The organism is Agrobacterium vitis, assembly GCF_013426735.1.
Lineage (GTDB): Bacteria > Pseudomonadota > Alphaproteobacteria > Rhizobiales > Rhizobiaceae > Allorhizobium > Allorhizobium vitis_D.
On the sequence record NZ_AP023272.1, the window covers coordinates 3,687,475 to 3,712,125 of the forward strand.

At 57.3% G+C, this 24,651-nt stretch carries 22 protein-coding genes and 1 riboswitch; of the genes, 9 read left to right on the plus strand and 13 right to left on the minus strand.

The annotated features are described in order from the left end of the window. Positions 1–67: 67 nt before the first annotated feature. Positions 68–146, plus strand: a riboswitch (SAM riboswitch). A gap of 50 nt (positions 147–196) precedes the next feature. From H1Y61_RS17185 to truA, 5 genes are all read left to right on the plus strand, one after another. Continuing rightward, positions 197–1,381, plus strand: a complete 1,185-nt coding sequence (locus H1Y61_RS17185) for an O-succinylhomoserine sulfhydrylase (RefSeq protein WP_180573308.1) — start codon at positions 197–199, stop codon at positions 1,379–1,381. Positions 1,382–1,784: 403 nt separating this feature from the next. Continuing rightward, complete coding sequence (apaG, locus tag H1Y61_RS17190) at positions 1,785–2,177, plus strand: Co2+/Mg2+ efflux protein ApaG (RefSeq protein WP_015914814.1); 393 nt, start codon at positions 1,785–1,787, stop codon at positions 2,175–2,177. 85 nt (positions 2,178–2,262) lie between these two features. Further along, the gene (def, locus tag H1Y61_RS17195; RefSeq protein WP_060719571.1) at positions 2,263–2,781 is read left to right on the plus strand and encodes a peptide deformylase; all 519 of its coding nucleotides are present in this window, start codon (positions 2,263–2,265) and stop codon (positions 2,779–2,781) included. 116 nt (positions 2,782–2,897) lie between these two features. Next, positions 2,898–3,860 (plus strand): methionyl-tRNA formyltransferase, encoded by a 963-nt coding sequence (gene fmt / locus H1Y61_RS17200; RefSeq protein WP_180573309.1) that lies wholly within the window; start codon positions 2,898–2,900, stop codon positions 3,858–3,860. Then, on the plus strand, positions 3,860–4,672 hold the full coding sequence (truA, locus tag H1Y61_RS17205) for a tRNA pseudouridine(38-40) synthase TruA (RefSeq protein WP_180573310.1): 813 nt from the start codon (positions 3,860–3,862) through the stop codon (positions 4,670–4,672). The genes fmt and truA overlap by 1 nt, the downstream gene beginning before the upstream one ends. Here the strand turns inward: truA and H1Y61_RS17210 are convergent. Together H1Y61_RS17210 and H1Y61_RS17215 are read right to left on the minus strand one after the other, a co-directional pair. Further along, positions 4,669–5,052 carry a response regulator gene (locus H1Y61_RS17210; RefSeq protein ID WP_015914810.1) on the minus strand — a complete coding sequence of 128 codons (384 nt, stop codon included), beginning with the start codon at positions 5,050–5,052 and terminating at the stop codon, positions 4,669–4,671. The genes truA and H1Y61_RS17210 overlap by 4 nt on opposite strands. Positions 5,053–5,231: 179 nt before the next feature. Next, complete coding sequence (locus H1Y61_RS17215; RefSeq protein WP_180573311.1) at positions 5,232–6,029, minus strand: SDR family oxidoreductase; 798 nt, start codon at positions 6,027–6,029, stop codon at positions 5,232–5,234. Between the two features lie 195 nt (positions 6,030–6,224). Between H1Y61_RS17215 and glgX the strand changes: the two genes are divergently transcribed. Next, positions 6,225–8,312: a glycogen debranching protein GlgX gene (gene glgX / locus H1Y61_RS17220; RefSeq protein ID WP_180574546.1), complete on the plus strand. Its 2,088-nt coding sequence runs from the start codon at positions 6,225–6,227 to the stop codon at positions 8,310–8,312. A gap of 108 nt (positions 8,313–8,420) precedes the next feature. On the opposite strand, the gene H1Y61_RS17225 is transcribed toward glgX, so the two are convergent. After that, a complete protein-coding gene (locus H1Y61_RS17225; RefSeq protein ID WP_174109803.1) occupies positions 8,421–8,702 on the minus strand; it encodes a BON domain-containing protein in 282 nt (93 codons plus the stop codon). Positions 8,703–9,007: 305 nt separating this feature from the next. Here H1Y61_RS17225 and H1Y61_RS17230 point away from each other — a divergent pair, with 305 nt between their 5' ends. The 3 genes from H1Y61_RS17230 (at position 9,008) to H1Y61_RS17240 (ending at position 13,251) form a co-directional block, all read left to right on the plus strand. Beyond that, positions 9,008–10,708, plus strand: coding sequence for a long-chain-fatty-acid--CoA ligase (locus H1Y61_RS17230; RefSeq protein WP_180573312.1), 1,701 nt, complete (start codon positions 9,008–9,010; stop codon positions 10,706–10,708). A 178-nt stretch (positions 10,709–10,886) separates the two neighbouring features. After that, on the plus strand, positions 10,887–12,512 hold the full coding sequence (pgi, locus tag H1Y61_RS17235) for a glucose-6-phosphate isomerase (RefSeq protein WP_180573313.1): 1,626 nt from the start codon (positions 10,887–10,889) through the stop codon (positions 12,510–12,512). A gap of 7 nt (positions 12,513–12,519) precedes the next feature. After that, positions 12,520–13,251: an SDR family oxidoreductase gene (locus tag H1Y61_RS17240; protein WP_180573314.1), complete on the plus strand. Its 732-nt coding sequence runs from the start codon at positions 12,520–12,522 to the stop codon at positions 13,249–13,251. A gap of 42 nt (positions 13,252–13,293) precedes the next feature. Here H1Y61_RS17240 and H1Y61_RS17245 read toward each other — a convergent pair whose 3' ends face one another. The 10 genes from H1Y61_RS17245 to H1Y61_RS17290 all read right to left on the minus strand — a co-directional run bounded on the left by H1Y61_RS17245 (position 13,294) and on the right by H1Y61_RS17290 (position 24,623). After that, positions 13,294–14,220 (minus strand): carbohydrate kinase family protein, encoded by a 927-nt coding sequence (locus H1Y61_RS17245; RefSeq protein WP_180573315.1) that lies wholly within the window; start codon positions 14,218–14,220, stop codon positions 13,294–13,296. A 98-nt stretch (positions 14,221–14,318) separates the two neighbouring features. Beyond that, a complete protein-coding gene (locus H1Y61_RS17250; protein WP_180573316.1) occupies positions 14,319–15,011 on the minus strand; it encodes an orotate phosphoribosyltransferase in 693 nt (230 codons plus the stop codon). A 276-nt stretch (positions 15,012–15,287) separates the two neighbouring features. Beyond that, the gene (locus H1Y61_RS17255) at positions 15,288–16,382 is read right to left on the minus strand and encodes a GGDEF domain-containing protein (RefSeq protein ID WP_180573317.1); all 1,095 of its coding nucleotides are present in this window, start codon (positions 16,380–16,382) and stop codon (positions 15,288–15,290) included. Positions 16,383–16,673: 291 nt separating this feature from the next. Next, complete coding sequence (gene pyrC / locus H1Y61_RS17260; RefSeq protein ID WP_180573318.1) at positions 16,674–17,726, minus strand: dihydroorotase; 1,053 nt, start codon at positions 17,724–17,726, stop codon at positions 16,674–16,676. Between the two features lie 108 nt (positions 17,727–17,834). Beyond that, entirely contained in the window at positions 17,835–18,923 is a 1,089-nt protein-coding gene (locus tag H1Y61_RS17265; protein ID WP_180573319.1) for a response regulator, read from the minus strand. A 108-nt stretch (positions 18,924–19,031) separates the two neighbouring features. Then, positions 19,032–21,287 (minus strand): ATP-binding protein, encoded by a 2,256-nt coding sequence (locus tag H1Y61_RS17270; RefSeq protein WP_180573320.1) that lies wholly within the window; start codon positions 21,285–21,287, stop codon positions 19,032–19,034. Then, the gene (locus tag H1Y61_RS17275; protein ID WP_015914797.1) at positions 21,287–21,781 is read right to left on the minus strand and encodes a putative pterin-binding protein; all 495 of its coding nucleotides are present in this window, start codon (positions 21,779–21,781) and stop codon (positions 21,287–21,289) included. The genes H1Y61_RS17270 and H1Y61_RS17275 overlap by 1 nt, the downstream gene beginning before the upstream one ends. Continuing rightward, complete coding sequence (locus tag H1Y61_RS17280; RefSeq protein ID WP_015914796.1) at positions 21,778–22,179, minus strand: response regulator; 402 nt, start codon at positions 22,177–22,179, stop codon at positions 21,778–21,780. Before H1Y61_RS17280 ends, H1Y61_RS17275 begins: the two co-directional genes overlap by 4 nt. Positions 22,180–22,503: 324 nt before the next feature. Further along, complete coding sequence (locus H1Y61_RS17285) at positions 22,504–23,214, minus strand: Crp/Fnr family transcriptional regulator (protein ID WP_180573321.1); 711 nt, start codon at positions 23,212–23,214, stop codon at positions 22,504–22,506. 365 nt (positions 23,215–23,579) lie between these two features. After that, positions 23,580–24,623, minus strand: a complete 1,044-nt coding sequence (locus H1Y61_RS17290) for a proline racemase family protein (RefSeq protein ID WP_180573322.1) — start codon at positions 24,621–24,623, stop codon at positions 23,580–23,582. Between the last annotated feature and the right edge of the window lie 28 nt (positions 24,624–24,651).

The following is a 24,651-nucleotide window of genomic DNA, read 5'->3' on the forward strand; positions in this document are numbered from 1 at the left end:
CCGGCATATAGTATACGACAAAACCAAACTCCGGGAATTGACGCAAGCAAAAGAACGGCGTAAGCAAATCTTATCCCGTGGTGATTTGGCCGGTCGGCTTGCAGCCACGTTAAACAATTGGCTAAAAAGATCGGACACGTGCAAACCGGTCCGTATTTCGCGACCGGTTTTTTTGTGTTCGAAAGGCTCATACAGCATGGCAAACAACTGGCGCCCAGCAACCAAACTCGTTCATGGCGGCACGCTGCGTTCACCTTATGGCGAAACATCCGAAGCCATCTATCTCACCCAGGGCTTCGTCTATGACAGCTCGGAAGCGGCAGAAGCCCGTTTCAAGGGCGAGACCGAAGGCTATATTTACGCCCGCTACGGCAGCCCGACCAATGACATGTTCGAAAAGCGCATGTGCCTGCTGGAAGGTGCCGAAGAGGGCCGCGCCATGGCTTCCGGCATGGCCGCCGTCGCGGCCTCCATTCTCTGCCAGGTTCAGGCTGGCGATCATATTGTCGCCGCTCGCGCCCTGTTCGGCTCCTGCCGCTGGGTGATCGAGACCTTGGCACCCAAATATGGCGTGGATTTCACCCTGGTCGATGGCCGCGACCTGAAAAATTGGGAAGATGCTATCCGCCCGAATACCAAGGTGTTTTTCCTGGAAAGCCCCACCAATCCTACCCTGGAAGTGGTGGATATTGCCGGCGTCGCCAAGCTCGCCAACCAGGTCGGCGCGACCGTGGTGGTCGACAATGTTTTCGCCACCCCGCTCTTTCAAAATCCGCTGGAACTTGGCGCCCATGTCGTTGTCTATTCGGCAACCAAGCATATCGACGGCCAGGGCCGCTGCCTGGGCGGCATCGTGCTGTCGTCCAAGCAATGGATCGAGGAAAAGCTCCAGGATTACTTCCGCCATACCGGTCCGGCCATGTCCCCCTTCAACGCCTGGACCCTGTTGAAAGGCGTGGAAACCCTGCCACTGCGCGTCAAGCAGCAGACGGAAAATGCCGGTCGTATCGCCGATTTTCTGGCTGACAATAATAAGGTTGCACGCGTTATCTATCCAGGCCGCGCCGACCATCCGCAGGCCGACATCGTCGCCAAGCAGATGAAGGGCGGCTCCACCCTGGTGGCTTTCGAAATGAAGGGCGGCAAGGCGGCGGCTTTTGCCCTGCAAAACGCCCTACAAGTGGTGAAGATCTCCAACAATCTCGGCGATGCCAAGAGCCTGATCACGCACCCGGCCACCACCACCCATAAGAACCTGACGGACGAAGCCCGTGCGACGCTTGGCATGTCCGGCGGCACATTGCGCCTGTCCTGCGGCATTGAAGACGCCGAAGACTTGGTGGAGGACTTCGCTCAAGCGCTGAATGCCGTTTCCGCCTGATGGTCGCACATGCCAAGGCCGGAGAGGCTTGAGGCGTTCTCAAGCCGTAAAATTTCAGGAGGCGTGACGCGCCCCCTGAACCGCATGAAGGTGCAGCATATATAAAATGCGACCGCGTCCTTTTTATATTCTATAGAACGCGCGGCGCTGTAGCCCCATCTGAAACACCCATATCCTTCATGGAAAAACCTGATATAGTGGTGCCAGTCTTTGCTGAAGAGTGCCGCCAGGGGTTTCTAAAACTCTAAAAAATTTTCGCATACCCTTATTTTTTACTGGAAATTAAGTCTATTAATGGTCTTTATTGTTGCAGGATTATTCCCTGCGACAACATTGTCACAAACCATAACCTTATCGGCTTTTGCAAATGTATGCTTACCAAAGCGTCAAGAAGTCTCCTTTTATGTATCGCGCGCTGACACGGGATATAGAGGTCACAGTCGAGCCATTTTATCTGGCGGAACAGTCCGACCCGGAAGACAGTCGCTATGTCTGGGGCTACAGGGTCGTCATTGTCAATCAGTCGAATGTGGCCGTGCGGCTGATTAATCGTTACTGGCATATTACGGATCAGAATGGCCAGGTGGACGAGGTTAGCGGTCCGGGCGTGATCGGCGAACAGCCACGCCTGGCACCGGGTGAAAGTTTTGAATATTCGTCAGGCTGTCCATTGGACACGCCATCCGGCATCATGTTCGGCCGCTACGAAATGGAAACCGACGATGCCGAAACATTCGATGTCGCCATTCCCGCCTTTTCTCTGGACACCCCGGATCTGCGCCGCGTCCTGAACTGATCAACCACGCGCTCCAGTCAAAGGCATGGCTTTTACCGCATTTTTTTGATTTCCTTGAAAACCGGGATGGTTTATGGGGAGATTCATGACGACAAAGCCGATTATCATTTTGCCTGACCCGCTGCTGCGCGAGGTCTCCCAACCCATTGAGCGGATCGATGCCGACCTTGAGCGGCTGATCGATGACATGCTCGAGACCATGTATGATGCGCCCGGCATCGGCCTCGCTGCCGTTCAGATTGCCGTGCCTCGTCGCCTTCTGGTCATCGATGTCTCGAAGGAAGGTGAAGACAAGCAACCGCTGGTCTTTATCAATCCGGAAATCATTGGCAGTTCTGAGGCCCGCTCCACCTATGAGGAAGGCTGCCTTTCCATTCCCGATTACTATGCGGAGGTGGAGCGCCCGGCAGCCGTCACGGTGAAATCACTGGATCGCCACGGCAAGGAACAGTTGATCGAGGCCGATGGCCTGCTTGCCACCTGTCTGCAACATGAGATCGACCATCTAAACGGCACGCTGTTCATCGACCATATTTCGCGGCTGAAACGTGAAATGGTGATCAAGAAATTCTCCAAGGCGGCGAAGTCAAAGGTGACGGTCTAGGATCTGGGATGCGTTCTGAACCCGGCAGGTCGCAGGCCTATCGTCCTGGCTCGTGCTTTTGGGAAAATCCGGTTCCGCAGCCTCCCCGACAACCTCTAGAAGATCGGTCTTGATCCATGGCTCTTCGCATGATTTTCATGGGCACTCCGGAGTTTTCGGTGCCGATCCTGAACGCGCTACACGACGCCGGCCATCAGATTGTTGCGGTCTATAGCCAGCCGCCACGCCCGGCCGGGCGCCGGGGGCTGGATCTGACCAAATCTCCCGTCCATCAGCAGGCCGAAAAGCTCGGACTGCCGGTTCTGACGCCCGTAAATTTCAAGGCGCAGGACGATCGCGATGCCTTCGCCGCTCATCAGGCCGATGTCGCCGTGGTCGTGGCCTACGGCCTGTTGCTGCCGGAAGCCATCCTGAGCGGCACGCGGCTGGGCTGTTATAATGGCCACGCCTCGCTGCTGCCCCGCTGGCGGGGTGCAGCCCCGATCCAGCGCGCCATCATGGCTGGAGATACGCAAACCGGAATGATGGTGATGAAGATGGACAAGGGGCTGGACACCGGCCCGGTGGCCCTAACGCGCGCCCTGACCATTACCCCCGACATGACCGCCGGTGAACTACATGACGCCCTGAGCCAGATCGGTGCCGAGGCGATGGTTGAGGCCATGACAAAGCTGGAAGCAGGCGACCTGCCGCTGACAGCCCAGCCAGAAGACGGTGTCGTCTACGCCGCCAAGATCGACAAGGCCGAAACCCGCATCGACTTTTCAAAGCCAGCCACGCAGGTTCACAACGGCATTCGCGGCCTGTCGCCCTTTCCAGGCGCCTGGTTCGAGGCGGACATCAACGGCAAGCCGGAACGTATCAAGGTTCTAGCCAGCCAGATGGCAGAGGTCACGGACACCGCAAACGTGCCGGGCACCGTGCTGGACGACGCCCTGACCATCGCCTGTGGCATGGGCGCAGTTCGCCTTGTCCGGCTGCAAAAGGCCGGTAGCAAGCCGCTGGATGCAGCGGAATTCCTGCGCGGCACGCCCATAGGTGCAGGCACGGTATTTGCCTCGGCAAAGGCCGGAACCTGATGCCACGCTACAAGCTGACCGTGGAATATGACGGCACACCCTATGTCGGCTGGCAACGGCAGGACAATGGTCCCTCCGTGCAGGGCGCGCTCGAAGCGGCAGTGCTTGGCCTGACGGGGGAAACGGTGGCGATCCGGGGTGCGGGCCGCACCGATTCCGGCGTCCATGCCATCGGCCAGGTGGCGCATGTCGATCTTTTGCGTCAATGGATACCCTACAAGCTGCGCAATGCGCTGAACGCGCATCTGGCGCAGGCTGGGCAAGCAATTTCTATTCTGGCTGCCGAAGCTGTCCCTGATGCCTTCGATGCGCGATTTTCCGCCCTGAAGCGGCATTATCTTTATCGGATCATGTCACGCCCGTCCCGGCTGGCGCTGGAGGCCAATCGCGCCTGGTGGGTATCAAAACCGCTGGACCACGAAGCCATGCATGCCGCAGCCCAAATGCTGGTTGGCAATCACGATTTTACCACCTTCCGCTCGGTTCATTGTCAGGCCATCAGCCCGGTGCGCACGCTGGACCGGCTGGATGTCAGCCGCAACGGCGATCTCATCGAGATCCGCGCCTCCGCCCAGAGTTTTCTGCACAACCAGATTAGATCTTTTGCTGGCACCTTGAAAATGGCGGGAGAAGGCAAGATGACGCCGGAGGATGTTCGCGCTGCCCTGGAGGCCCGCGACCGCAAGGCCTGCGGCCCGGTGGCACCGCCGCAGGGCCTGTATTTTTTGCAGGTAGACTATCCGACCGATGGCAATTGGCGGCCCTATTCGAAAACCGGATCTATGATCTTGTATCGGGAAAACCGATATTAATAGCTGGTTGCCCTCAATGCAGACCACGGGCGCTCTCGCACCAGTTGGACCATCACATTCACATAATCCGCCGGTTTGGCGATAATCCGGTCGGCGGGAATGCCGCAGGCCACGATTTCCTGAAGCGGCGAACCCGACACGACCCGGTAGGGAATGCCGGAGCGACATAGTCTTTCCACCACCGGCGTTATCTTTCCGTCCAACACCTGGAAGTCCAGGATGGCGGCGGTGATCCTGTTGGCTTCGAGGCAGATAAGCGCATCGCTGACCGTTTCCGTGGTCACGACATTGGCCCCCGCATGGGCAACGCAATCGGCCGCATCCATCGAAATGAATGCATCGTCTTCCACAATCAGGATCGTTTCAGGCTCTGGCTTCATGACATTGTCTCCTTGTCTGAGCCGCTAACGCGCAAAAGCGGTCTTTGTTCAACTTTGGGCCAAAAAGAGTAAGTCATGCTTAACAAATAATTAAAATATGCAAAACTTAACGACAGTTAAAACAATTGCATCATTAAACTCCCCTTTTACTATTTCGACCAAAATAGATCAGTTGAATTCTATCGTATCAGACTTTGCGCCCCATCGATCCAGACGGGTGTACCACTGATATGGCGAGCCGCATCGGACGCCAGAAAACCAATCAGATCGGCCACTTCCTGGGCTGTGCCAGGCGTACCCCGCGTCAACGGAATCGCCTGATGCGACGGTGGCTGAGGGATGTCGAGACGTTCGGTAGAGCGTTTGTTTGTATTGTCATCGATCTCAGTCTCAATGGCACCTGGGCAAACCGCATTGATGCGAATGCGATCGGGACCCAGCTCCACCGCCAATTGCTGCACCATGGCCAATTGTCCAGCCTTGGTGGCACTATAAGCTGTGGCGCCAGGAGAGGTGAAGGTGCGCGTACCGTTGATAGAAGAGACAACGACAATACTGCCACCGCCATTGCGGCGCAGATGCGGCACTGTCAGATGCACCGTCAAATAGGTGCCACGCAGATTAATGGCCATCGTCTGGTCCCATTCCTGCGGCTGCAATTCATCGATTGGCGCCCAGACGCCGTTGACCCCGGCATTGGCCACCACGATGTCGAGCCGGCTACCCCATGCGATCAATGTTTCGACCCCTGCCCGCATGGAAGAGCTGTCAGCGACATCTGCGACAAGCACAATGGCCTCGCCATTCGCGTGTTGGATGTCTTCGGCAACCCGTTCCAACTCATGTTTGGTTCGCCCCAGCAACCCGACGGCGCAGCCATCCTGGGCAAGTCGCAGGGCAGCTGCTCGCCCAATGCCGGAACCCGCGCCGGTGACCAGCGCCACACGTTTACTGTCGTCCAGTTTATTCTGATGCATGCAACCCTCTGTGTCATTGCGCGGCAATTGGCAGCCCCATTCACTGACTGCACCGGCAAGCCGACAGGCGTCACCGAAATGACCAATGGAAATGACGAACAGATAAAGCCGGTAAATGTTCCTGAAGGCGGCAAGGAACAAAGCCATGGCGAGGGAATTACTGTTGCACCGCAGCGACAAGCCCTGAGAGCGACCATGGACATCCAAACGACCAACTTCAAAATTTTACCCGGCGAGTGGCAACGGCTGGGTGCCCGCTACACTGGCGAAGGGGTTAATTTCGCCCTGTTTTCCGCCCACGCTGATCGCGTTGAGCTGTGCCTCTATGATCCCAGCGGCAGCATCGAGATCGCCCGGATGGATCTGCCTGATTACACCAATGAAATCTGGCATGGGTTTGTACCCGGCCTGAAACCCGGCGCGCTCTACGGCTTTCGTGTCCATGGACCGTTCGAACCTGAAAACGGCCATCGCTTCAATCACAACAAGCTGCTGCTCGATCCTTATGCCCGCGAACTGGTGGGCGATATCCGGTGGTCGCCCGAAGTGTTCGGCTATCATTTCGACGATCCTGACAAGGATATGTCCTTCAACGATCTCGACAGCGCGGCTTTCATGCCCAAATGCCGGGTCGTGGATCCAAATCAGGTTGATTGGGGCAATGATCGCCGTCCTCAGGTCTCCTGGGCCGATACGATTGTCTATGAAACCCATGTCAAGGGCTTTACACAGCTCAATCCTGCCATTCCGCAGGAGCTGCGGGGTACGTTCGAAGGCCTCGGTCACAAGGCGGCGGTTGATTATATCAAGAGCCTTGGGATTACCTCTGTCGAGCTGCTGCCCATCCACGCCTTCCCGGATGACGGCCCGTTGCTGGACAAGGGCCTGAAGAATTACTGGGGTTATAATACCATCGGCTTTTTTGCTCCTGCGCACCGTTATTACGGCGCAAACGGCATCCAGGGCTTCCGCGACATGGTTCGCGCTTTCCATGATGGCGGCATCGAGGTCATTCTCGACGTGGTCTACAATCACACGGCGGAAGGCAATGAACTTGGCTCGACCCTGTCCTTCAAGGGCATCGACAACTTTTCCTACTACCGTACCCTGCCGGACAATCACCGCTATTACATCAATGATACCGGCACCGGCAACACGGTGAACACCTCCCATCCGCGGGTTCTCCAGATGGTGATGGACTCGCTGCGCTACTGGGCCGATGACATGCATGTCGATGGCTTCCGCTTCGATCTTGGCACCATCCTGGGTCGCGAGCCCGAGGGCTTCGATGAGCGCGGCGGCTTTTTCGACGCGGTTACCCAGGACCCGACATTGGCCGGGGTCAAGCTGATCGGCGAGCCGTGGGATATCGGTCCCGGTGGTTATCAGGTTGGCGGCTTTCCGCCGGGCTGGGCGGAGTGGAATGACAAATACCGTGACAGTTGCCGCGAGTATTGGCTGAACGGCGACAATTGCGCTCCGGATTTCGCGGCTCGTCTGCTAGGCTCCGGCGATCTTTACGACCAGCGCGGCCGCCGTCCCTGGGCCAGCGTCAATTTCATCACCGCCCATGATGGCTTCACGCTGAACGACCTCGTCTCCTATGATGGCAAGCATAACGACGACAATGGCGAGGATAATAACGACGGTCACAATGACAATCGCAGCCATAATTATGGCCACGAGGGTCCGACAGATGACGAAGGCACCAATGCGGTGCGCGAGCGCCAGAAGCGCAATTTTTTGGCCACTCTGCTGTTTTCCCATGGCACGCCAATGCTGCTGGCCGGTGACGAATTCGGTCGTTCGCAGATGGGCAATAACAACGGCTATTGCCAGGATAGCGAAATCAGCTGGCTGCATTGGGAAAATCTGCCCGACAGCGCCGATGCCCTGCGTGATTTCACGAAGCGGGTCATCTCACTTCGCAAGGAGCAGCCGTTGCTGCGGCGGGAGAATTGGCGCGATGGCATGATGATCGATTGGTACAGTGTCAGCGGCGGCCGTCAAACCTCGGAAAACTGGGAAAACAGCAATGCGCTGATCACACGCCTTCATCGCGAAGACCTCCAGGCCGAAGAGGGCATCTGGTCGGATATCATGATGCTGTTCAACCCGCTCGATGAAGACACCACCTTCACCATTCCCAAGGAAAGCGGCGGAGAACGGGTGCTCGAACTGATCACCGGCGATCCGGAGCGTCAGGGCGAGAAGGTCAAGCAAGGCGAAAAATTCAAACTGCTGCCGCGCAGCATGGCGCTTTTGCGGACGATTCAAACCTGATCTGCGATAGCGCATCACAACTGAAATGATAAAGGCCCGGGGTTTTTCCGGGCCTTTATATTTATGGGGTGGTGCCACATATCCACACGCCGCGTGTGGAGATCCCTGTCAGTGGATCGTGCGCTCGACAATTTCCAGGTCTACGGAAACCTTGAAAACACCCGGGACTGAAAGCGCCACCTCAACCGCCCGATCGACCTCGCTCTCGGAATAGACAAGGCCTCGCAAACAAATTTCATTGCCAATCGATATCACCTCGATGTCAGAGGCATCGATACCGTCAGAGCCCGCCAACTGAGAGGCCACTGCCGTTTCCAACTCCGCCAAGGGCGGATTTTCCTCAACGATTTCAGGGGTCTCTCCGAAAGTTTTCGCCGGTTTGAAGACCATGACACTTTCCTCCTTGTTTGCGTGAAGTTTCATAAGAGCTAACGCATCACCGGGAGGTTGGTTCAATGCGAAACTGATCGCTAAAAGGTTGTTGTCCAGAGTGCCGAGGCCCGGGCATATGCAAGCCTTGGAATAATGGGATGCCAAATTATTTTTCCTGAGAATTAATTGACGTTTACGTCAAAGTTATTATAACGTTTGACTTGCATTCGAGGAGTTCAGCGCTCCATATTTGGAGTGCATATCGGACGCACTGTCATCACCTTGAGGAGGGAGGGACAGGCTGTCGAAAAAGGGAGTGAGGAATGAATACTCTGTCCATGCCTGAAGGCAATTTTGAGTCTCGCCGAATCTGGCTTGCATCCTATCCCACCTCGGTGCCTGCGGAACTGCCGCCCCTCGATCACGAATCGCTGCCTGAACTGTTCGATGAAAATTGTGTGACCTACGCGTCCCGCAAGGCCTTCACCAGTATGGGCCGCTCCATGACCTTCAGGGAACTCGGCGAGCAGGCGACGAAAATTGCCGCCTGGCTGCAAGCGGAAGGGTTCAGCAAAGGCGACCGGATCGCCGTGATGATGCCCAATGTCTTGCAAAATCCGGTTATTGTGTTTGGCATTCTCAAGGCTGGAATGATCGTCGTCAATGTCAATCCGCTCTATACCCCGCGCGAACTGGCGCATCAGCTAAAGGATTCCGGCGCGGTTGCCATTTTCGTGCTGGAGAATTTTGCCCACACTGTGCAGGCGGTGATGGACAAGGTGTCGCTACGCCGCGTGGTGGTCACCAGCATGGGCGACATGCTTGGCCTGAAGGGCCATCTGGTGAATTTCATCGTTCGCAAGGTGAAGAAGCTCGTGCCAGCCTGGTCGATTGCCAATTCCCGAAGCTTCGCATCGGTGCTGGCGGCAGGTGGAAAAGCCCGATTGCGGCCAGAAACCCTTTCCCGCAACGATATCGCCTTTCTGCAATATACAGGCGGTACGACAGGCGTTTCCAAGGGGGCGGTGCTGACCCATGGCAATCTGATCGCCAATACGATGCAGATGTCGTTTTGGTTGGGTTCCGCTTTCGATACGCGCCCAAGACCGGAAACACTGACCTTCATCTGCGCTTTGCCGCTCTATCATATCTTTGCGCTGACCGTGAACGCCCTGATGGGCATTGCCTGCGGCGGCCACAATATCCTGATCGCCAATCCGCGTGACATTCCAGGCTTTGCCAAGGAACTGTCCCGGTATGATTTCAATGTCATCATCGGCTTGAATACGCTGTTCAATGCTCTGATGAATAATGAGGCCTTCCGCAAGCTGGACTTTTCCCACCTGCAACTGACCTTTGCCGGTGGCATGTCGGTGCAGCGGCCGATTGCCGAACGGTGGCACCAGATTACCGGCTGCCCGATCACCGAGGGTTACGGCCTGTCTGAAACATCGCCGGTGGCAACCGCCAATCGCATGAACGACAAGGACTTCAGCGGCTGCATCGGCATGCCGATTTCCTCCACCGATGTCGATATCCGTGATGAACAGGGTGAAAGCCTGGCTTTGGGAGAGGTCGGAGAAATCTGCATTCGCGGACCGCAGGTCATGGCCGGCTACTGGCAGCGACCGGAAGAAACGGCGCGGGCGATGACCGAGGACGGGTTTTTCCGCACTGGCGACATGGGCTTCATGGACGCGCGCGGCTATACCAAGATTGTTGACCGCAAAAAGGATATGATCCTGGTCTCCGGTTTCAATGTCTACCCCAACGAGATCGAGGAAGTCGCGGTCATGCATCCCGGCGTGCTGGAGGCAGCGGCTATCGGTGTGCCGGACCCGCATTCCGGTGAAGCCGTCAAACTGTTTGTGGTGCGCAAGGACCCAGGCTTGACGGAGCAGCAGGTTAAGGACCATTGCGCCGCAAACCTGACCAATTACAAGCGCCCCCGCCATGTGGCCTTTCTTGAGGAATTGCCGAAATCCAACGTCGGCAAGATTCTGCGCAAGGATCTGCGGCCTTAAAGACACCGGACAGACAGGGATGAGAGGGGCTTTCGGCCCCCTCGTCGGTCTTCTCTGTCTTGCGGGGAAGAGAGGGCCGCCACCCCTTAAGCCTGCCGGATTATTTTTCTCCCTAAAACATTCCTGTTTTGGGAATTATGCAGTAGGTTCCCGTCCGTGATTGGATTGGAGTATGCGAATGCACGCTATCATCGAACAGCTGAAGTCCACCGTCGCGGCCACCGCCGCCACTGATATTCGCGGCGCTTTTGCAAGCGATCCCAACCGTTTCGAGCGGTTTTCCAGTCGCTTTGACGACCTGCTGATGGATTACTCCAAATGCGCCATCAATGATGAGATCATGGCCCTGCTGGAGACGCTCTGCACGCAAGCTGGCGTAGCTGAAAAGCGCGAGGCGATGTTCAACGGTGAGGCAATCAACTTTACCGAAGGCCGCGCCGTCTTGCATACAGCACTGCGCAACCGCGCCAACACGCCTGTCGTGGTCGATGGCAAGAATGTCATGCCCGATGTCAATGCCGTACTGCACGCCATGTCGGCTTTCGCGGAAGGCCTGCGGCAGGGTACGATCACCGGTTCGACCGGCCTCCAGATCACCGATGTGGTCAATATTGGCATTGGTGGGTCCGATCTCGGCCCTGCCATGGCAACGCTGGCGCTGGCGCCGTTCCACGACGGCCCACGCCTGCATTTCGTCTCCAATGTCGATGGCGCCCATATCGCCGATACGCTGAAACTGCTCGACCCGGAAACGACACTGTTCATCGTCGCCTCCAAGACCTTCACCACCATCGAGACCATGACCAATGCCGCAACGGCGCGGTCCTTCATTGCATCAGCGCTGGGTGAAAATGCCGTCGGCGATCACTTTGCCGCCGTTTCGACCGCGCTTGAAAAAGTCGCTGCCTTCGGCATCGGTTCCGATCGGGTGTTCGGCTTCTGGGATTGGGTCGGCGGACGTTATTCCATCTGGTCGGCCATCGGCCTGCCGCTGATGATTGCCGTCGGGGCCGATAATTTCGTGGAATTCCTGGCCGGTGCCCATGCCATGGATATGCATTTCCGCACCGCGCCTTTCCGGGAAAACCTGCCGGTGCTGCTGGGCGCTATCGGCTATCACCATCGCAACGTCCTGGATTACCCGACCCGCGCCATCCTGCCCTACGATCAGCGCCTGTCGCGCTTCCCGGCCTATCTCCAGCAACTCGATATGGAATCCAACGGCAAGGGCGTGACCATCGATGGCAGCCCGGTGAAGGGCAATTCCGGGCCGGTGGTCTGGGGCGAGCCCGGCACCAATGGCCAGCACGCCTTCTACCAGCTGATCCATCAGGGTACGAGCGTGATTCCAGCCGAGTTTATGATCGCCGCCAAGGGCTTCGAGCCAGAACTGCGCCATCAGCACGATTTGCTGATTGCCAATTGCCTGGCCCAATCGGCAGCGCTGATGAAGGGACGCACGCTGGATGAGGCCAAGGGCCAGCTGCTGAAATCCGGTATGGACCAGGCCAAGGCCGATCATATCGCCCCGCACCGGGTCTTTACCGGCAATCGCCCATCAATCACCTTTGTCTATGAACAGTTGACCCCTTTCGCGCTCGGACGCCTGATCGCGCTTTACGAACACCGGGTGTTTGTCGAAGGTGTCCTGTTCGGCATCAATTCCTTCGATCAATGGGGCGTGGAACTGGGCAAGGAACTGGCAACCGGCCTGCTGCCGGTGGTGCAGGGCAAGGCCGGAACTGACGGACAGGATGCGTCCACGGCAGGTCTGGTGGCTGCCTTGAACCACTTGACGTCCTGAGGCGGCCATGAGCGGGCGCAGGCTGGCGATCGTCACCGGAGCCGCGCGTGGCATTGGCGCTGCGGTTGCCAGACGGCTAGCCTGCGACGGCAGCATTGTCATCATCAGTGATGTCGATGGCAACGGCGCTCAAACCCTGGCTGAGGAAATTTGTGCTTCGGGCGGCAAGGCTCTGGCGCTTGCCGCCGACATTGCCGATCCCGAGACCTTTCCGCGCCTGTTTGGCAAAGCCGAGGTGGTGGCTGGCCGCGCCGATATTCTGGTGAACAATGCCGGTATCATGGTGCGTCAGCCGATGGTCGATATCGACGACGCGATGTTCGAGCGTCAGATCGCCGTCAATCTGAAGGGAACCTTCTTTGGCATGCGCGAAGCGGCGCGGCGAATGCACGAGGGCGGTCGGATCGTCAATATTTCCAGCAGCGTTGCGGCGATGCGAGCGGAAAACTACAGCATCTATGCCGCCACAAAAGCCGCCATCGAAACAATGACGAGCATCCTCGCCAAGGAATTGCGCGGACGCAGCATTACCGTCAATGCCATCGCCCCTGGTGCGACGGCAACGGACCTGTTCCTGGACGGAAAAAACCCGGCAGCCATTGAGGCCTTTGCCCGCTTGGCACCGCTTGAACGGATCGGAACGCCAGAGGAGATCGGCGCCGCCGTCGCCTTTCTTGTCGGCCCCGAGGGAGGCTGGATCAATGGCCAGACAATCCACGCCAATGGCGGCGTGATCTAGCGTTTGTCAGGGAAAAGTAAAAACCGGTCTCCCTGGCAGACTCTAAAGCCCGATTTCATGCGCAAAGGGCGGATTGGCACCGGCTCGCGATACTGTCACCGCTGCGGCTTTGGAGCCGAGCGCCAAGGCCTTGGCGATCTGCTCTTCTGTCAATTTTGCCACTTGTTGCTTGGTCAGCAGGTTCTGCATTTTCAGCGAGGCGAGAACACCTGCATCGAATGTATCGCCAGCGCCGACCGTATCGACCACCGTTACCTTTTCGCTCGGCACTTCGACCTTGTGGTCGGCTGTATAGCCGACCGCGCCATCGGCACCGCGGGTGACGACAACCAGCTTGGCACCGTGATGCAGCCAGTGGCGGGCAAGCGTGTCTTCGTCGCCTTCCAGGCCGAACCAGGCAAGATCCTCATCGGAAAACTTGACGATGTCGGAAAGCGCCGCCATGCGGCGGATGCGGGCCATATGGGCGGCCTTGTCCTTGATGAAGCCGGGGCGGATATTGGGATCAAGCGAGATCACCCGGGTCTTGTGTTCGCGGTTGAGCAGCGCTTCATAGGTCGAGCCGCAGGGTTCCGGAATCAGGCTGATAGCACCGAAATGCAGCGCTTCGCAGTCTTCGCCCAGGGCTGGCAGGTCCGCCTCGGTAATCATCCGACCTGCGGTGTTCTCATCGTAGAAAGCGTAGGTGGCATGGCCATCGACCAGCTTGACGAAGGCAATGGTGGTGGGTCGCGACAAGGTGGCGCAATAGCTGAAATCCACATGGCTGGCACGCAGCGTGTCACGCAGGATATCGCCCATCATGTCATCGGAAAGGCCGGTGAAGAAGCCGGAGGCAACGCCCAGTCGTCCAAGTGCAATGCCTGTGTTGAAGACGGCACCGCCAGCATAGGGCGAAAAGCCTTTTTCGCCCAACGTCGTTTCGCGTGGCAACATGTCAATCAGGGCTTCACCGCAACACAGGATCATTCTGGCCTCCCAAACCGGGCTTTCGGATAAACTTCAATCGATTTAAAGCAGAAAGCGAAGAAATGCCAGTCACTCTGGCGGATCTTCGCAAGACAGCTTCAACCCAGCGTATTGACCCCGCCATTGCGACCGGACCATTCGAGTGGGGAATCCAGAAAGGCTGCCACTTCCGACAGGGTCTTGTCGTCAAACAATTTCTGGTCGCGGGCCACGGTCAGGACATTGCGCCAGGTGGCGATATAATGAAGTTTGACGTTGCCATTTTCGAAACGTTGATGGGCTTGCGGGAAGATGCCGTAGAAGAACAAAGCGATCCCGTGATCCACCACACCGCCGGCGGCCCGCACCGCATCGATGAAGGTAAACATGCTGCCGCCTGCCGTTGTCAGGTCTTCGATAACAAGCACCCGGGCACCGTCAGGCATATGACCCTCGATCTGGGCGTTACGGCCATGGCCCTTGGGCTGCTTGCGCACATAAATCATCGGTAGCGCCAAGCGATCAGCCAGCAGCGCGGCAAAAGGAATACCCGCCGTCTCGCCACCGGCAATGCAGTCAAATTGCTCGAAACCGGCATTGCGCAGCAGTGTGGCAACGGCAAAGTCCATCACGGCAGAACGGACACGCGGATAGGACAGAAGCTTACGGCAATCGATATAGACGGGGCTGCGCATGCCGGAAGCCAGCTTGTAAGGCTCAGCGGCATTGAAATGCACGGCCTTGATTTCCCAGAGCATTTTCGCCAGCAATTCCGCCATGACGGCCGGATCGGAAAAGGAAGTCTGGGTCATCGGTGCTCCTGTCTTCTGCGCAAATGGCTCAGCCGGGATGACCGCAGTCGCTCCGGCAATCACATGGCGAGGCCGCAGCGGGATAGACATGTCCTTGCCTTTACCCGCGCGGCTTTAACGCACCCATGCCCATAGCAGGAAGCTGGAAGGCAGGCCAGAGGATATATCCGGGGATAAGCGCGCGTCATTTACAATCGAACTGCCCTTTGTTTTCGGGGTATTTTTCCGCCTCAGTAAACCCAGCTCCATTTTTCCTGGAAAGCTCGCGGACAACCTCTAGGCGCTGCCAGCTTCCACCGATGGGCCACTCTCCCAGTTTACCACTGCCGTTTCTATCCGGTTCCGGCCGAGCCGTTTGGCATTGTAAAGCGCATTGTCCGCCAGGTTGAGGATCTCATCGAAGGTCAGGCCGGATGCTGTGCCATAGGCAATGCCGACACTGGTCGTTGCGACGAAACTGTCCCCATCCACCAAGACTTCGCGATCCTGAAGCTGGCGCCGGATCCGCTCTCCGATCCACTCTGCCCGTCCTGGCGCAGCATTTTCCAGCACAGCCGCAAACTCTTCGCCTCCCAGGCGGGTAACGCTGGAAAGACCAATGGCAGCTTTCAGTTCCGCAGCAATATTACGGATCACCTCCTCGCCCACAGCATGGCCATAGCGGTCATTGATTGCTTTGAAACGGTCGATGTCAAAAACCAGCATCGCCATATCCTCGTGGAAGGTTTTGGTACCATGTGCACTGAACAGCGCCCGGCGATTGCAAAGGCCTGTCAACGCATCGGTCATTGCCTCCAGCCGGTGCCGGGCAGTGATCCGGGCCTGATGCAGGGTCAGAGACAGGGCGCCGATACCACTCATGCCAGCAATGCAGACCGCCATATTTATATCTTCCGCCCATCCGCTCGGTGCCACCGCTAGCCGCCACTCGCCACGCTGGATCAAAGCCAGGGCGCAGGCGAGGAAAGACAGGCTGGTGGCTCCGTAAAGCACGGCCATGCCAGACAGCACACCGGGCGATTCCGCCCGTCCAAGCCAGTATTGATGGGCAATTGCCAACATCACGATGGCAGTGCCAGCGTTGAACAGGATAAAACCAATGCCGCCATATCCCGATAGGAAGGCCGCACTCAGCACGATGACGGTAATGCAGGAGACACCGATCAGCATCTTGAAGGGTATAATCCCTGTGCGAAACTGCTTGGCGGCGGCATATAGAATGAAGAAGCCGGTGATGATCGAGCACATGGCAAGCGCGCCAAGACCTCTGGAGGGGGTCGAGGTGAAGAGCCCGTAGGTCAGAATTCCGACCATGGTGAGAGCAAGTCCGATAACCCAACTGAGCAGGAAGGAGTTTTCACGCCGGGCCATCCATGTTCCCAGGAAGGTGAAAAGGAGACACAGTGTGGAAACGCCCAGGGCGAGAAGTAAAGAACTAAAATCCACCATCATGTCTACCCTGAAACGCGTGAGTATGAGGGGATAAGGTGGAACCCGGCGCCCCCAAGAAAAAATGAAATACCCCAGATCGCGTTTCTGCCCGGACCGAGTCCAGGAATAGGTTCTTATGCCAATATTCGCCTTAAAGAGCTTCGCGGAGGATAATTTTCAGTTTTTCTTACTCCATCATCACCGTCAACTTGATGGATGATCCGCATTGGGTCAAGCCTGTATTGCGGCCTCGACGTCCCAATGGATTGGAAACATCGGGTCGAAAACGGTGACCGGTCCCGCACCCGTTTCAATCTTTGCCGGAAAGGCGACCGGTGCGTCACGTCTGACCAGGGTTATCATCTCGTCGTTTGGTTGAAGCCCATACCAGGCCGGACCGTTGAGCGAGGCAAAGGCTTCCAACCGGTCGAGGGCCTCGTCCTCTTCAAACACATGGGCAAGGCAGCTCATTGTGTTGATGGATGTATAAATGCCAGCACAACCGCAACCGCATTCCTTCAAAGGATCGACATGCGGGGCTGAATCCGTGCCAAGGAAAAACCGGCTGTCACCTGAGGTCGCAGCGCGGCGCAAGGCAAGGCGATGGCTTTCGCGCTTGGCAACCGGCAGGCAATAATAATGCGGCCTGATGCCACCAACCAGAATGGCATTGCGGTTGATGATCAGATGATGGGTGGTGATGGAGCCTGCCAGATTGCTATCGGCACTGAGGATATAATCGATCCCGTTGGATGTGGTGACATGTTCCATCGTCACCTTCAACTCTGGCAGACGGCGGCGCAGTGGATCGAGCACCGTGTCGATGAACACCGCCTCACGGTCGAAAATATCCACCTCCGGCGTCGTGACTTCACCATGGACACAGAGCGGCAATCCGATTTTCGCCATCCGCTCCAGCACCGGCATCGCCTTGTCGAGATCGCGCACCCCGCCATGGGAATTGGTGGTGGCACCAGCCGGATAGAGCTTCACCGCGGTGATCAGTCCGGTTGTCTTGCCCTCCTCAACATCATCAGGGCTGGTCTGCTCCGTCAGGTAAAGGGTCATCAGTGGCTCGAAGCGATCGCCCTTCGGCACGGCAGCCAGAATGCGCTGCCGATAGGCCTCTGCATCCGCTGTCGTCACCACCGGCGGCACCAGGTTCGGCATGATGATGGCGCGGGCGAAGTGCCGGCTGGTATCGCCGATCACACCTTCCAGCATGGCGCCGTCGCGGAGATGTAGATGCCAGTCATCGGGGCGGCGAATGGTAAGCGAGCGCATGGCGGATCTCCGGCGAGTATCAGGCTTGGCGGCGCTGCAAACTGCTTGCGCCCTATATCCATGCTGGAAATACCATGTTCAGCGTTGGAGGCAAGCGCGGCAATGCCGTCAGGCGATTTTGTCCAACGGCAGGGCAGCGGCCTTTCGGGCTGCTTCCTCGGCCTGTTCACGCCGGTCGGCCTCAATAATCTCATGGATTGCCGGTAGCGCCCGTTCAAATGCGGCAACGCAAGCCGGGTCGAACTGACTTCCAGCCCGCGCCAACACATGCTCCACAGTCCGCTCATAGGACCAGGCAGGCTTATAGGGGCGCTCAGTGGTCAGGGCGTCGAAATTATCGGCAATACAAACGATCCGGCCGGACAGGGGAATGGCATCGCCTGCCAGGCGGTTGGGATAGCCTTGCCCATCCCAGCGCTCATGGTGGCTGGCGGCAATTTCAGCGGCAAGCTGAAGCAGCGAGGAATGAGACTGGGCGAGAATGTCACTGCCAATCTGGGCATGAGACTGCATCTGGCGATATTCGGATTCGGTCAGTCTGCCCTGCTTGAGCAAGACCGTGTCGGGCATGGCGACCTTGCCGATGTCATGCATCGGCGCTGCCAGCTTCAGATCGGTGCAGAACTGCTCCGGCAATCCCATTTCACGGGCGATGGCCTGCGCATAGGCGGCGACCCGCAGCGTGTGACGGGATGTATCGGGGTCCTTGTAGCCGGCTGCCAGCGTCAGGCGTTCAATGATTTCCTGTTCGCGCTGCCGCAACTCGCCCACGGCCCTGTCCACTTCGCGTCGCAGCCATTCGGCCTGGTCCGCCAGCTGACGACGGGCAATCGACAGGCTGACGATATTGTGGATGCGGGCCTGGAATTCGATCGGGTTAACCGGCTTGGTCAGGAAGTCGATAGCCCCGGCATTCAACGCCGCCATCCGCGTTGTCATATCCTTGTCGGCGGTGATGAACACCACCGGCACCTGGGCATATTTCTCGAACCTTACGATCTCCGTGTAAAGCTCGACGCCGTTATATACCGGCATCTGGTAATCGATGATGGCAACATCGAAATCCAGCTCCGGCAGCGCGGAGAGCACCTCCTCCGGGGTTGAAAAGGCCACGGGCTCGCAATGGTCGATTTTCTTGACCAGGCGGGCCAGCAGTTTCAAATTGGTATTGTTATCATCAACCAGCAATATGCGCATTATAGCCTCCGCGACCGTCAGGCCACCTGTTTCAATTGTCTGCGGGGTTCAATGCGCCCCGTAGGTTTCCCCAAGCGCTCCCTCAGGGGTTGGAATGGTTCCGCCGTTTCAGGCTCCTACCAGTTTGAGCTTCATCAAATCCACCTCCTGCGTCAACCTGTGGACAGCATCCGGCGTTGGCTGCTGCACTCTTAACGCATGGGCAAAGCCTGCAATATCGTTCAAACCAACATTGACGGCAGCCCCCTTGATCGTGTGGAGCACGCGATCGATTTCGCGGGGATTGCGCTGCGCCATGGCCTTGTGCAATTCGCCAAGCAGCTGGGCGGCATCGTCAAAGAACGATTCAATCAGTTCCTGGTAGATCTCTTCGCCCAGAGCCTCGACCAGTTCCTCATGGCGGGCTTCATCCAGTCCGTTAATCTCGTCAAGATGCTGTTGCAGCGTCAGTGGGCTATGGTCCAACACACTGTCTTGCTGAGGCTTGGTCTCAACCGGCTCCTCACCCGAGGCCTGTTCGCGGTCCACCGGTGCAAAACTGAGAATGAGGTCGCGCAGACGGTTCATGGTCACGGGTTTGGATTCAAATCCCACCATGCCGGCAGCGCGGCACCGACGGCGATCGTCGTCAGAAGCATTTGCGGTCATGGCAACAATCGGCGTCAAGGCGGAAGCCCCGCCGCGCTCGATGATATGACGGGTTGCCTCGATACCGTCCATGACCGGCATTTGCATATCCATCAGGATCATGTCGAAGACTTCCCGCTCGGTGCGAGCCACCGCCTGGGCACCATCGCCAGCCACAACCACATCCTGGCCGAGTTTCGACAGGAAACGGCTGGCAACCTGCTGGTTGACCCGGTTATCCTCCACCAGAAGGATCTTCAGACGGGGCAAATCAGCGCTGCTGTGGCGGGCATTCTGGCGGACATCGTCCTTTCCGGCTGCCATGACCGGCAGTTCAAACCAGAAGATGCTGCCAACCCCCACCGTGCTGCTCATGCCCAGTTCGCCGCCAAGCTTCTCGACAATCTGCTTGCAGATTGTCAGTCCAAGCCCGGTGCCGCCATATTTGCGGCTGATGCTGGCATCGACCTGCGAAAATGGCTTGAACAATTTGGCAAGCCCGGTCTCATCGATGCCAATGCCGGTATCTTCCACCTCGAAGCGCAACATCAAGGCGCTGCCGCGATAGAATTCGCGCAGCCGCAGTGTCACCACGCCGTTCTGGGTGAATTTGATGGCATTGCTGAGCAGATTGAGCAGAACCTGGCGCAGGCGGGTGGGATCGGTACGCACGTAGAGTGCATCGAGAGACACCGGTATATCCAGCACCAGCTGGTTATCCTGATCGTCGGAGCGGCCCTGCATGATGCTGATGGTATTTTCAGCCAGGCTGGAAATATCGACGGCGCGTTCTTCCAGCTCCAGCTTGCCATGCTCGATCTTCGAGTAATCCAGGATCTCGTTGATCACTTCCAGCAGCGCTTCGCCGGATGAGCGGATGGTCTTGACGCTTTGCAGGGCATCGGACGGCAGCTGCGAATATTCCAGCAATTCGGCCATGCCCAGGATGGCGTTGAGCGGTGTACGAATTTCGTGGCCCATGGTGGCCATGAACTGGGATTTGGCCCGATTGCCGGAATCGGCGGCCTCGTAAGCATCCGATAGTTCCCTGGTCATGGTTTCCAGGCGGCGGCTGGTCTCGCGGACCGACTTGAGCTGGCGGTGCAACGTGACGACGAGAAAGATCACAGATGCCATCAACAGACCGAGCATAATGGCCGAGGTCTTTTCCATCTCGAACATGGCGCTGCGGATGGTGGAGCGTTGGTTGCCAACGTAGGAATTGGTGTAGATCAACAGGTCGTTGGTTTGCACGCACAGGACATCCAGGTCCTGCTTCACCTCTTCAATCTGTTGAGTGTCCGGTACGACGCCGGTTTGAAATCCATCCAAAACCGGTTGTATTTTCCGGATGATGTCGCCGATGCTTTGCAAATGGCCTGATATCGTCGTGTCACTGTTGAAATAGCTACCGAATTTGGAATCATTGACCAGGTTGATCCGGGACAGGAGGATATCGTAGCGCATAGAGACTTGCGCGATTGCCTTGTCGTCGCTGGCACCCTGGTTGCTGGCTTCCACCAGGACATAATCGAGGGCGCGCGCTTCCCGGTCCAATTGGTAGATCGACCAGACTGCGTTTTCCCGGATATCGTCAAACAGCAGGCGATAGCGGTCCGATACGTCCTTGAACAGCAGAAGAAATGTCAGCAGCAAGACACCCGACAGGATCAACAGGATCAAGGTCGTCTTTGGCTGCGTTTGACGTTTTTGCGCCGTGGCGGGAGCGAGCAGCATCACCGAACCTCGAGCGATTTAATCTGCCAAACGGAGCGCGCGAAATAGGTTTCCGTATAGAGACTGCTGTCCTCGTCGAAGGGGTAAATCACCATCATCGGGCCCTTGTCGCGCACCGGCATGGTTTCACCGTCCATGCGTGTGGCAAGGATAATGTTGAGCCCGGTTACATCCTCTGGCGGAATGACTGCCGAATAGTCATTGAGCGCCCGTACCGTGACAGCTCCCCGCCCGGCACCGGCGGCATCCAGAACAGCACGCAGCAAGGGGCCGGAATAGGTGGCCGGCTTTTTCGTCCATGGGGTCTCAAGCGTCACGGTCCGTCCTGGCAAGGCGTCCAGCATGGCGAGATCGAAAATGGCCTTGTCGCCGCTGTTGGAGTGGGAAAGCTTGCCTTCGACAGTCAGGATGACGGCACCCTTGGGCTTGTCGAGCGCCTCGGCGCGCGGTGCCAAGGCAAAAAGTAGGGCGATGGCGAGGACATATCCTTTCATCGGACAACAGCGCCCCGCGCTTCACCCGCAACGCTGCCGCCACGGTAATTGGCGATCAACTGGCGGAAGGCCAGGGCTTCAACCGGCTTGGTCAAAAAGTCGGTAATGCCGACCTGACGGGCGGCCTGGCGCAGTCCCGGTTCATTGTCGGCGGTGACCATAATGATCGGCACCTGGTCATAACGGCCGAGCTGGCGGAGCGTGGTGACAAATTGCAAACCGCTCATACCCGGTAGGATCTGATCGACGATCAACAGATCGAATAGCGTTTGGTGACACAGAACCAGCGCCTCATTGGCATCGGCCTGCACGATGATTTCATCATCGGCGACCTTGCGTGCCAGATGTTTCAGGATCATCGCGTTGGTGGCATTGTCTTCAACGATCAGAATGCTCATGGTTTCCTCCGTTGAGGGTTTTCGCTGGGACAGCAGACCTGATGACAACACATCCGCAACGGTCGGGCGGACTGTCGCATTCGGGCAGCATCATGTCAGGATTGCAGTTTCCATGCTGGACCTTGCGGGGAGCAGTCTGCATCATGCAGAACCAAGTCAGCGCTCCAAGTCTCAGCGATTACCCTTGCTTGTAGCAGGGGCACACTGAAATTGACTAAAGCAATAAGCTAAAATTTTAGTTTTTCTTGTTTTAGGGCAATTGGCGAGATCGATGAGGGACCATCGCCTTGAATTTCGACCTAAACTATTGGAAAAAATAACAATTCATGCAAAATCGAATTGCGATAGGCGCCGCAATAACTCATGGGGTTGACGGATGACAATCGCATTACGGTTGCGTTCGATCACCCCATCCTGCACCAGACGCGACATCTCGCGTGAGACGGTTTCGCGGCGTGCGCCAACATGTTCGGCTAAGGCCGCGTGAATGATCACCGGAGAGATCGTGCGCTGCTGAGGCTTGTCCTCAGAGGGTTTCGACAATCGTAGCAAGGTTGTGTAAAGGCGGTGCCGCACATCGAGATAGGAAAACTCGCATATTCTGGCATGCAGGACGTGCATGCGCTGGACCAATACGGACAGAAGGCTCAGACAGACGGTGTGTTTTTGAGCGATAATGTCATTGAAGACGTCCACTGGCATTCGAACCAGCGTCGCATCGGTGGTGGCCATCAGACAGAGATTATAGCCTTCAGCGCGTATCGCATCCATTTCTGCCATGGTGCCTCCGGGGCCGATCATATCCAGAAATAACTCCTTTCCGGCTGAAACACGCAACGTGGCACGCAGAGCGCCGGACAGGACGACGAGCACAATTTCGGGCCTGATGCCATAATCGAGGACAATCGTGCCACCCGAAACGCTCTCGACGGTGCAGAGCTGCGACCACGCCCTATCTTCTTCCGGTGTCAGGCTGGTGAAAATATCCGCCTTGGCCAGAAACATGCCCGTATCTGTCATGTCTGTATCTGCCATGCCAGTATCAGCAGTGTCTTGCGATGTCATTGCGTCCCCTTGCCGAAAGCACCATGCGCTTTGCCAATCGTCCGAAATTCGCTTTGCCACGGTGTGGCATCGTGTCCAAAACCGGTTGCTGCTGCTCTGCCGAAAACCCTAGATTTAAAAAGCTTGCCTTAGGAAAATTGCAACCCGGCTTTCCTGAAAAGACACACGAAAACAAAAGAAATGGCACGATAGCCAGTTCCGTATGAAGCTGACAGACTGTATTACGGTGTATTCAATGCAGTTGACAACCTTAAGAATAGATGGGTTTGTGATGCTCCCTCACGTTTTAAGATTCCCGATGTCGGGAGGCCCCCAGCCGGGCGCCATCACAGCTCTTAAATCTTGATGGTTTCGGCCGCAGCACCCCAGACATCCGTCAACACAAACCCACCCCCCAGTGGATCGAAGGCATCCAGGGCAACCTGGTGGATGCCATAGGTAAAGCCGCGTCCGGTAATGGTGGGAATGACCGCGGAGCGACCGGCAACGGTGGTCAGGCCTTGCAGACCGACCATGAACTGCGAACCGATGATCGAGCGCGACATAAAGCTGTCACCCGGCTTGACCCGGCCACGCGCATGCAATGTGGCGAGATTGGCCGAATTGCCAGTACCACAAGGCGAACGGTCCACTCGGCCCGGCCACATGGTGGTGCAGGTCCGCACCGCGCCGTCCGGGTCCTCATCGCGAAACATCACATAGGCGACGCCGGAAATGGCCGGAATATCCGGATGGACGACCTGTATGCGCTGATTAATTTCGCCCTTCAACAGCATGCCCGCCTCCACCAGACGGCGCGCATTGCCCGGTTCGATGGTCAGACCGAGTTGGCGGACATCCACCAGTGCATAAAAAACCCCGCCATAGGCGAGATCGAAGCGAATCTCGCCCCAACTTTCCGTGGCAATCTGCGCGTCCAGTTCGTGAACGAAGGATGGCACCATGGTCAAGGTGACACTGTCGCAATGCCCTTCCCTGCATTGCGCCACGGCTTTGACCAGTCCGGCGGCAGTTTCCAGCATCACCACCGTTTCGGGTTCTTGCATCTCGATCATGCCGCTTTCAAGCAGGGCCGTGGTGACGCAGATCGAGTTGGAGCCGGAACTGGCATGGGCCTGATCCGGCTGAAGGATGATGAAGGCGGCATCCGCTCGGCTGTCCTTGGCCGGTAGCAGCAGATTGACCGAGCCAATTGGTGCTCCGCGTGGCTCCAACACCAGAAAATGCCGCAGCTCCCGGCCCTTCGGGTCCGTATTCAGCCAATGCAACTGATCCGCCACCGTATCGCCGGGAATTTTCGGAACCCCGCCAATCGCCACTTTGCCGATTTCGCCTTCGCAATGCACATCGAGCAATTGCATCATCCGCTTCCATCTCATCGCGGCATCCTCCGGTTCGTGGCTGATC

Bases quoted from the DNA above. Each gene is read 5' to 3' on its own strand.
- H1Y61_RS17185 (WP_180573308.1), top strand. From the start codon at position 197: ATGGCAAACAACTGGCGCCCAGCAACCAAACTCGTTCATGGCGGCACG.
- apaG (WP_015914814.1), top strand. From the start codon at position 1,785: ATGTATCGCGCGCTGACACGGGATATAGAGGTCACAGTCGAGCCATTT.
- def (WP_060719571.1), top strand. From the start codon at position 2,263: ATGACGACAAAGCCGATTATCATTTTGCCTGACCCGCTGCTGCGCGAG.
- fmt (WP_180573309.1), top strand. From the start codon at position 2,898: ATGGCTCTTCGCATGATTTTCATGGGCACTCCGGAGTTTTCGGTGCCG.
- truA (WP_180573310.1), top strand. From the start codon at position 3,860: ATGCCACGCTACAAGCTGACCGTGGAATATGACGGCACACCCTATGTC.
- H1Y61_RS17210 (WP_015914810.1), bottom strand. From the start codon at position 5,052: ATGAAGCCAGAGCCTGAAACGATCCTGATTGTGGAAGACGATGCATTC.
- H1Y61_RS17215 (WP_180573311.1), bottom strand. From the start codon at position 6,029: ATGCATCAGAATAAACTGGACGACAGTAAACGTGTGGCGCTGGTCACC.
- glgX (WP_180574546.1), top strand. From the start codon at position 6,225: ATGGACATCCAAACGACCAACTTCAAAATTTTACCCGGCGAGTGGCAA.
- H1Y61_RS17225 (WP_174109803.1), bottom strand. From the start codon at position 8,702: ATGGTCTTCAAACCGGCGAAAACTTTCGGAGAGACCCCTGAAATCGTT.
- H1Y61_RS17230 (WP_180573312.1), top strand. From the start codon at position 9,008: ATGAATACTCTGTCCATGCCTGAAGGCAATTTTGAGTCTCGCCGAATC.
- pgi (WP_180573313.1), top strand. From the start codon at position 10,887: ATGCACGCTATCATCGAACAGCTGAAGTCCACCGTCGCGGCCACCGCC.
- H1Y61_RS17240 (WP_180573314.1), top strand. From the start codon at position 12,520: ATGAGCGGGCGCAGGCTGGCGATCGTCACCGGAGCCGCGCGTGGCATT.
- H1Y61_RS17245 (WP_180573315.1), bottom strand. From the start codon at position 14,220: ATGATCCTGTGTTGCGGTGAAGCCCTGATTGACATGTTGCCACGCGAA.
- H1Y61_RS17250 (WP_180573316.1), bottom strand. From the start codon at position 15,011: ATGACCCAGACTTCCTTTTCCGATCCGGCCGTCATGGCGGAATTGCTG.
- H1Y61_RS17255 (WP_180573317.1), bottom strand. From the start codon at position 16,382: ATGGCCCGGCGTGAAAACTCCTTCCTGCTCAGTTGGGTTATCGGACTT.
- pyrC (WP_180573318.1), bottom strand. From the start codon at position 17,726: ATGCGCTCGCTTACCATTCGCCGCCCCGATGACTGGCATCTACATCTC.
- H1Y61_RS17265 (WP_180573319.1), bottom strand. From the start codon at position 18,923: ATGCGCATATTGCTGGTTGATGATAACAATACCAATTTGAAACTGCTG.
- H1Y61_RS17270 (WP_180573320.1), bottom strand. From the start codon at position 21,287: ATGCTGCTCGCTCCCGCCACGGCGCAAAAACGTCAAACGCAGCCAAAG.
- H1Y61_RS17275 (WP_015914797.1), bottom strand. From the start codon at position 21,781: ATGAAAGGATATGTCCTCGCCATCGCCCTACTTTTTGCCTTGGCACCG.
- H1Y61_RS17280 (WP_015914796.1), bottom strand. From the start codon at position 22,179: ATGAGCATTCTGATCGTTGAAGACAATGCCACCAACGCGATGATCCTG.
- H1Y61_RS17285 (WP_180573321.1), bottom strand. From the start codon at position 23,214: ATGGCAGATACAGACATGACAGATACGGGCATGTTTCTGGCCAAGGCG.
- H1Y61_RS17290 (WP_180573322.1), bottom strand. From the start codon at position 24,623: ATGAGATGGAAGCGGATGATGCAATTGCTCGATGTGCATTGCGAAGGC.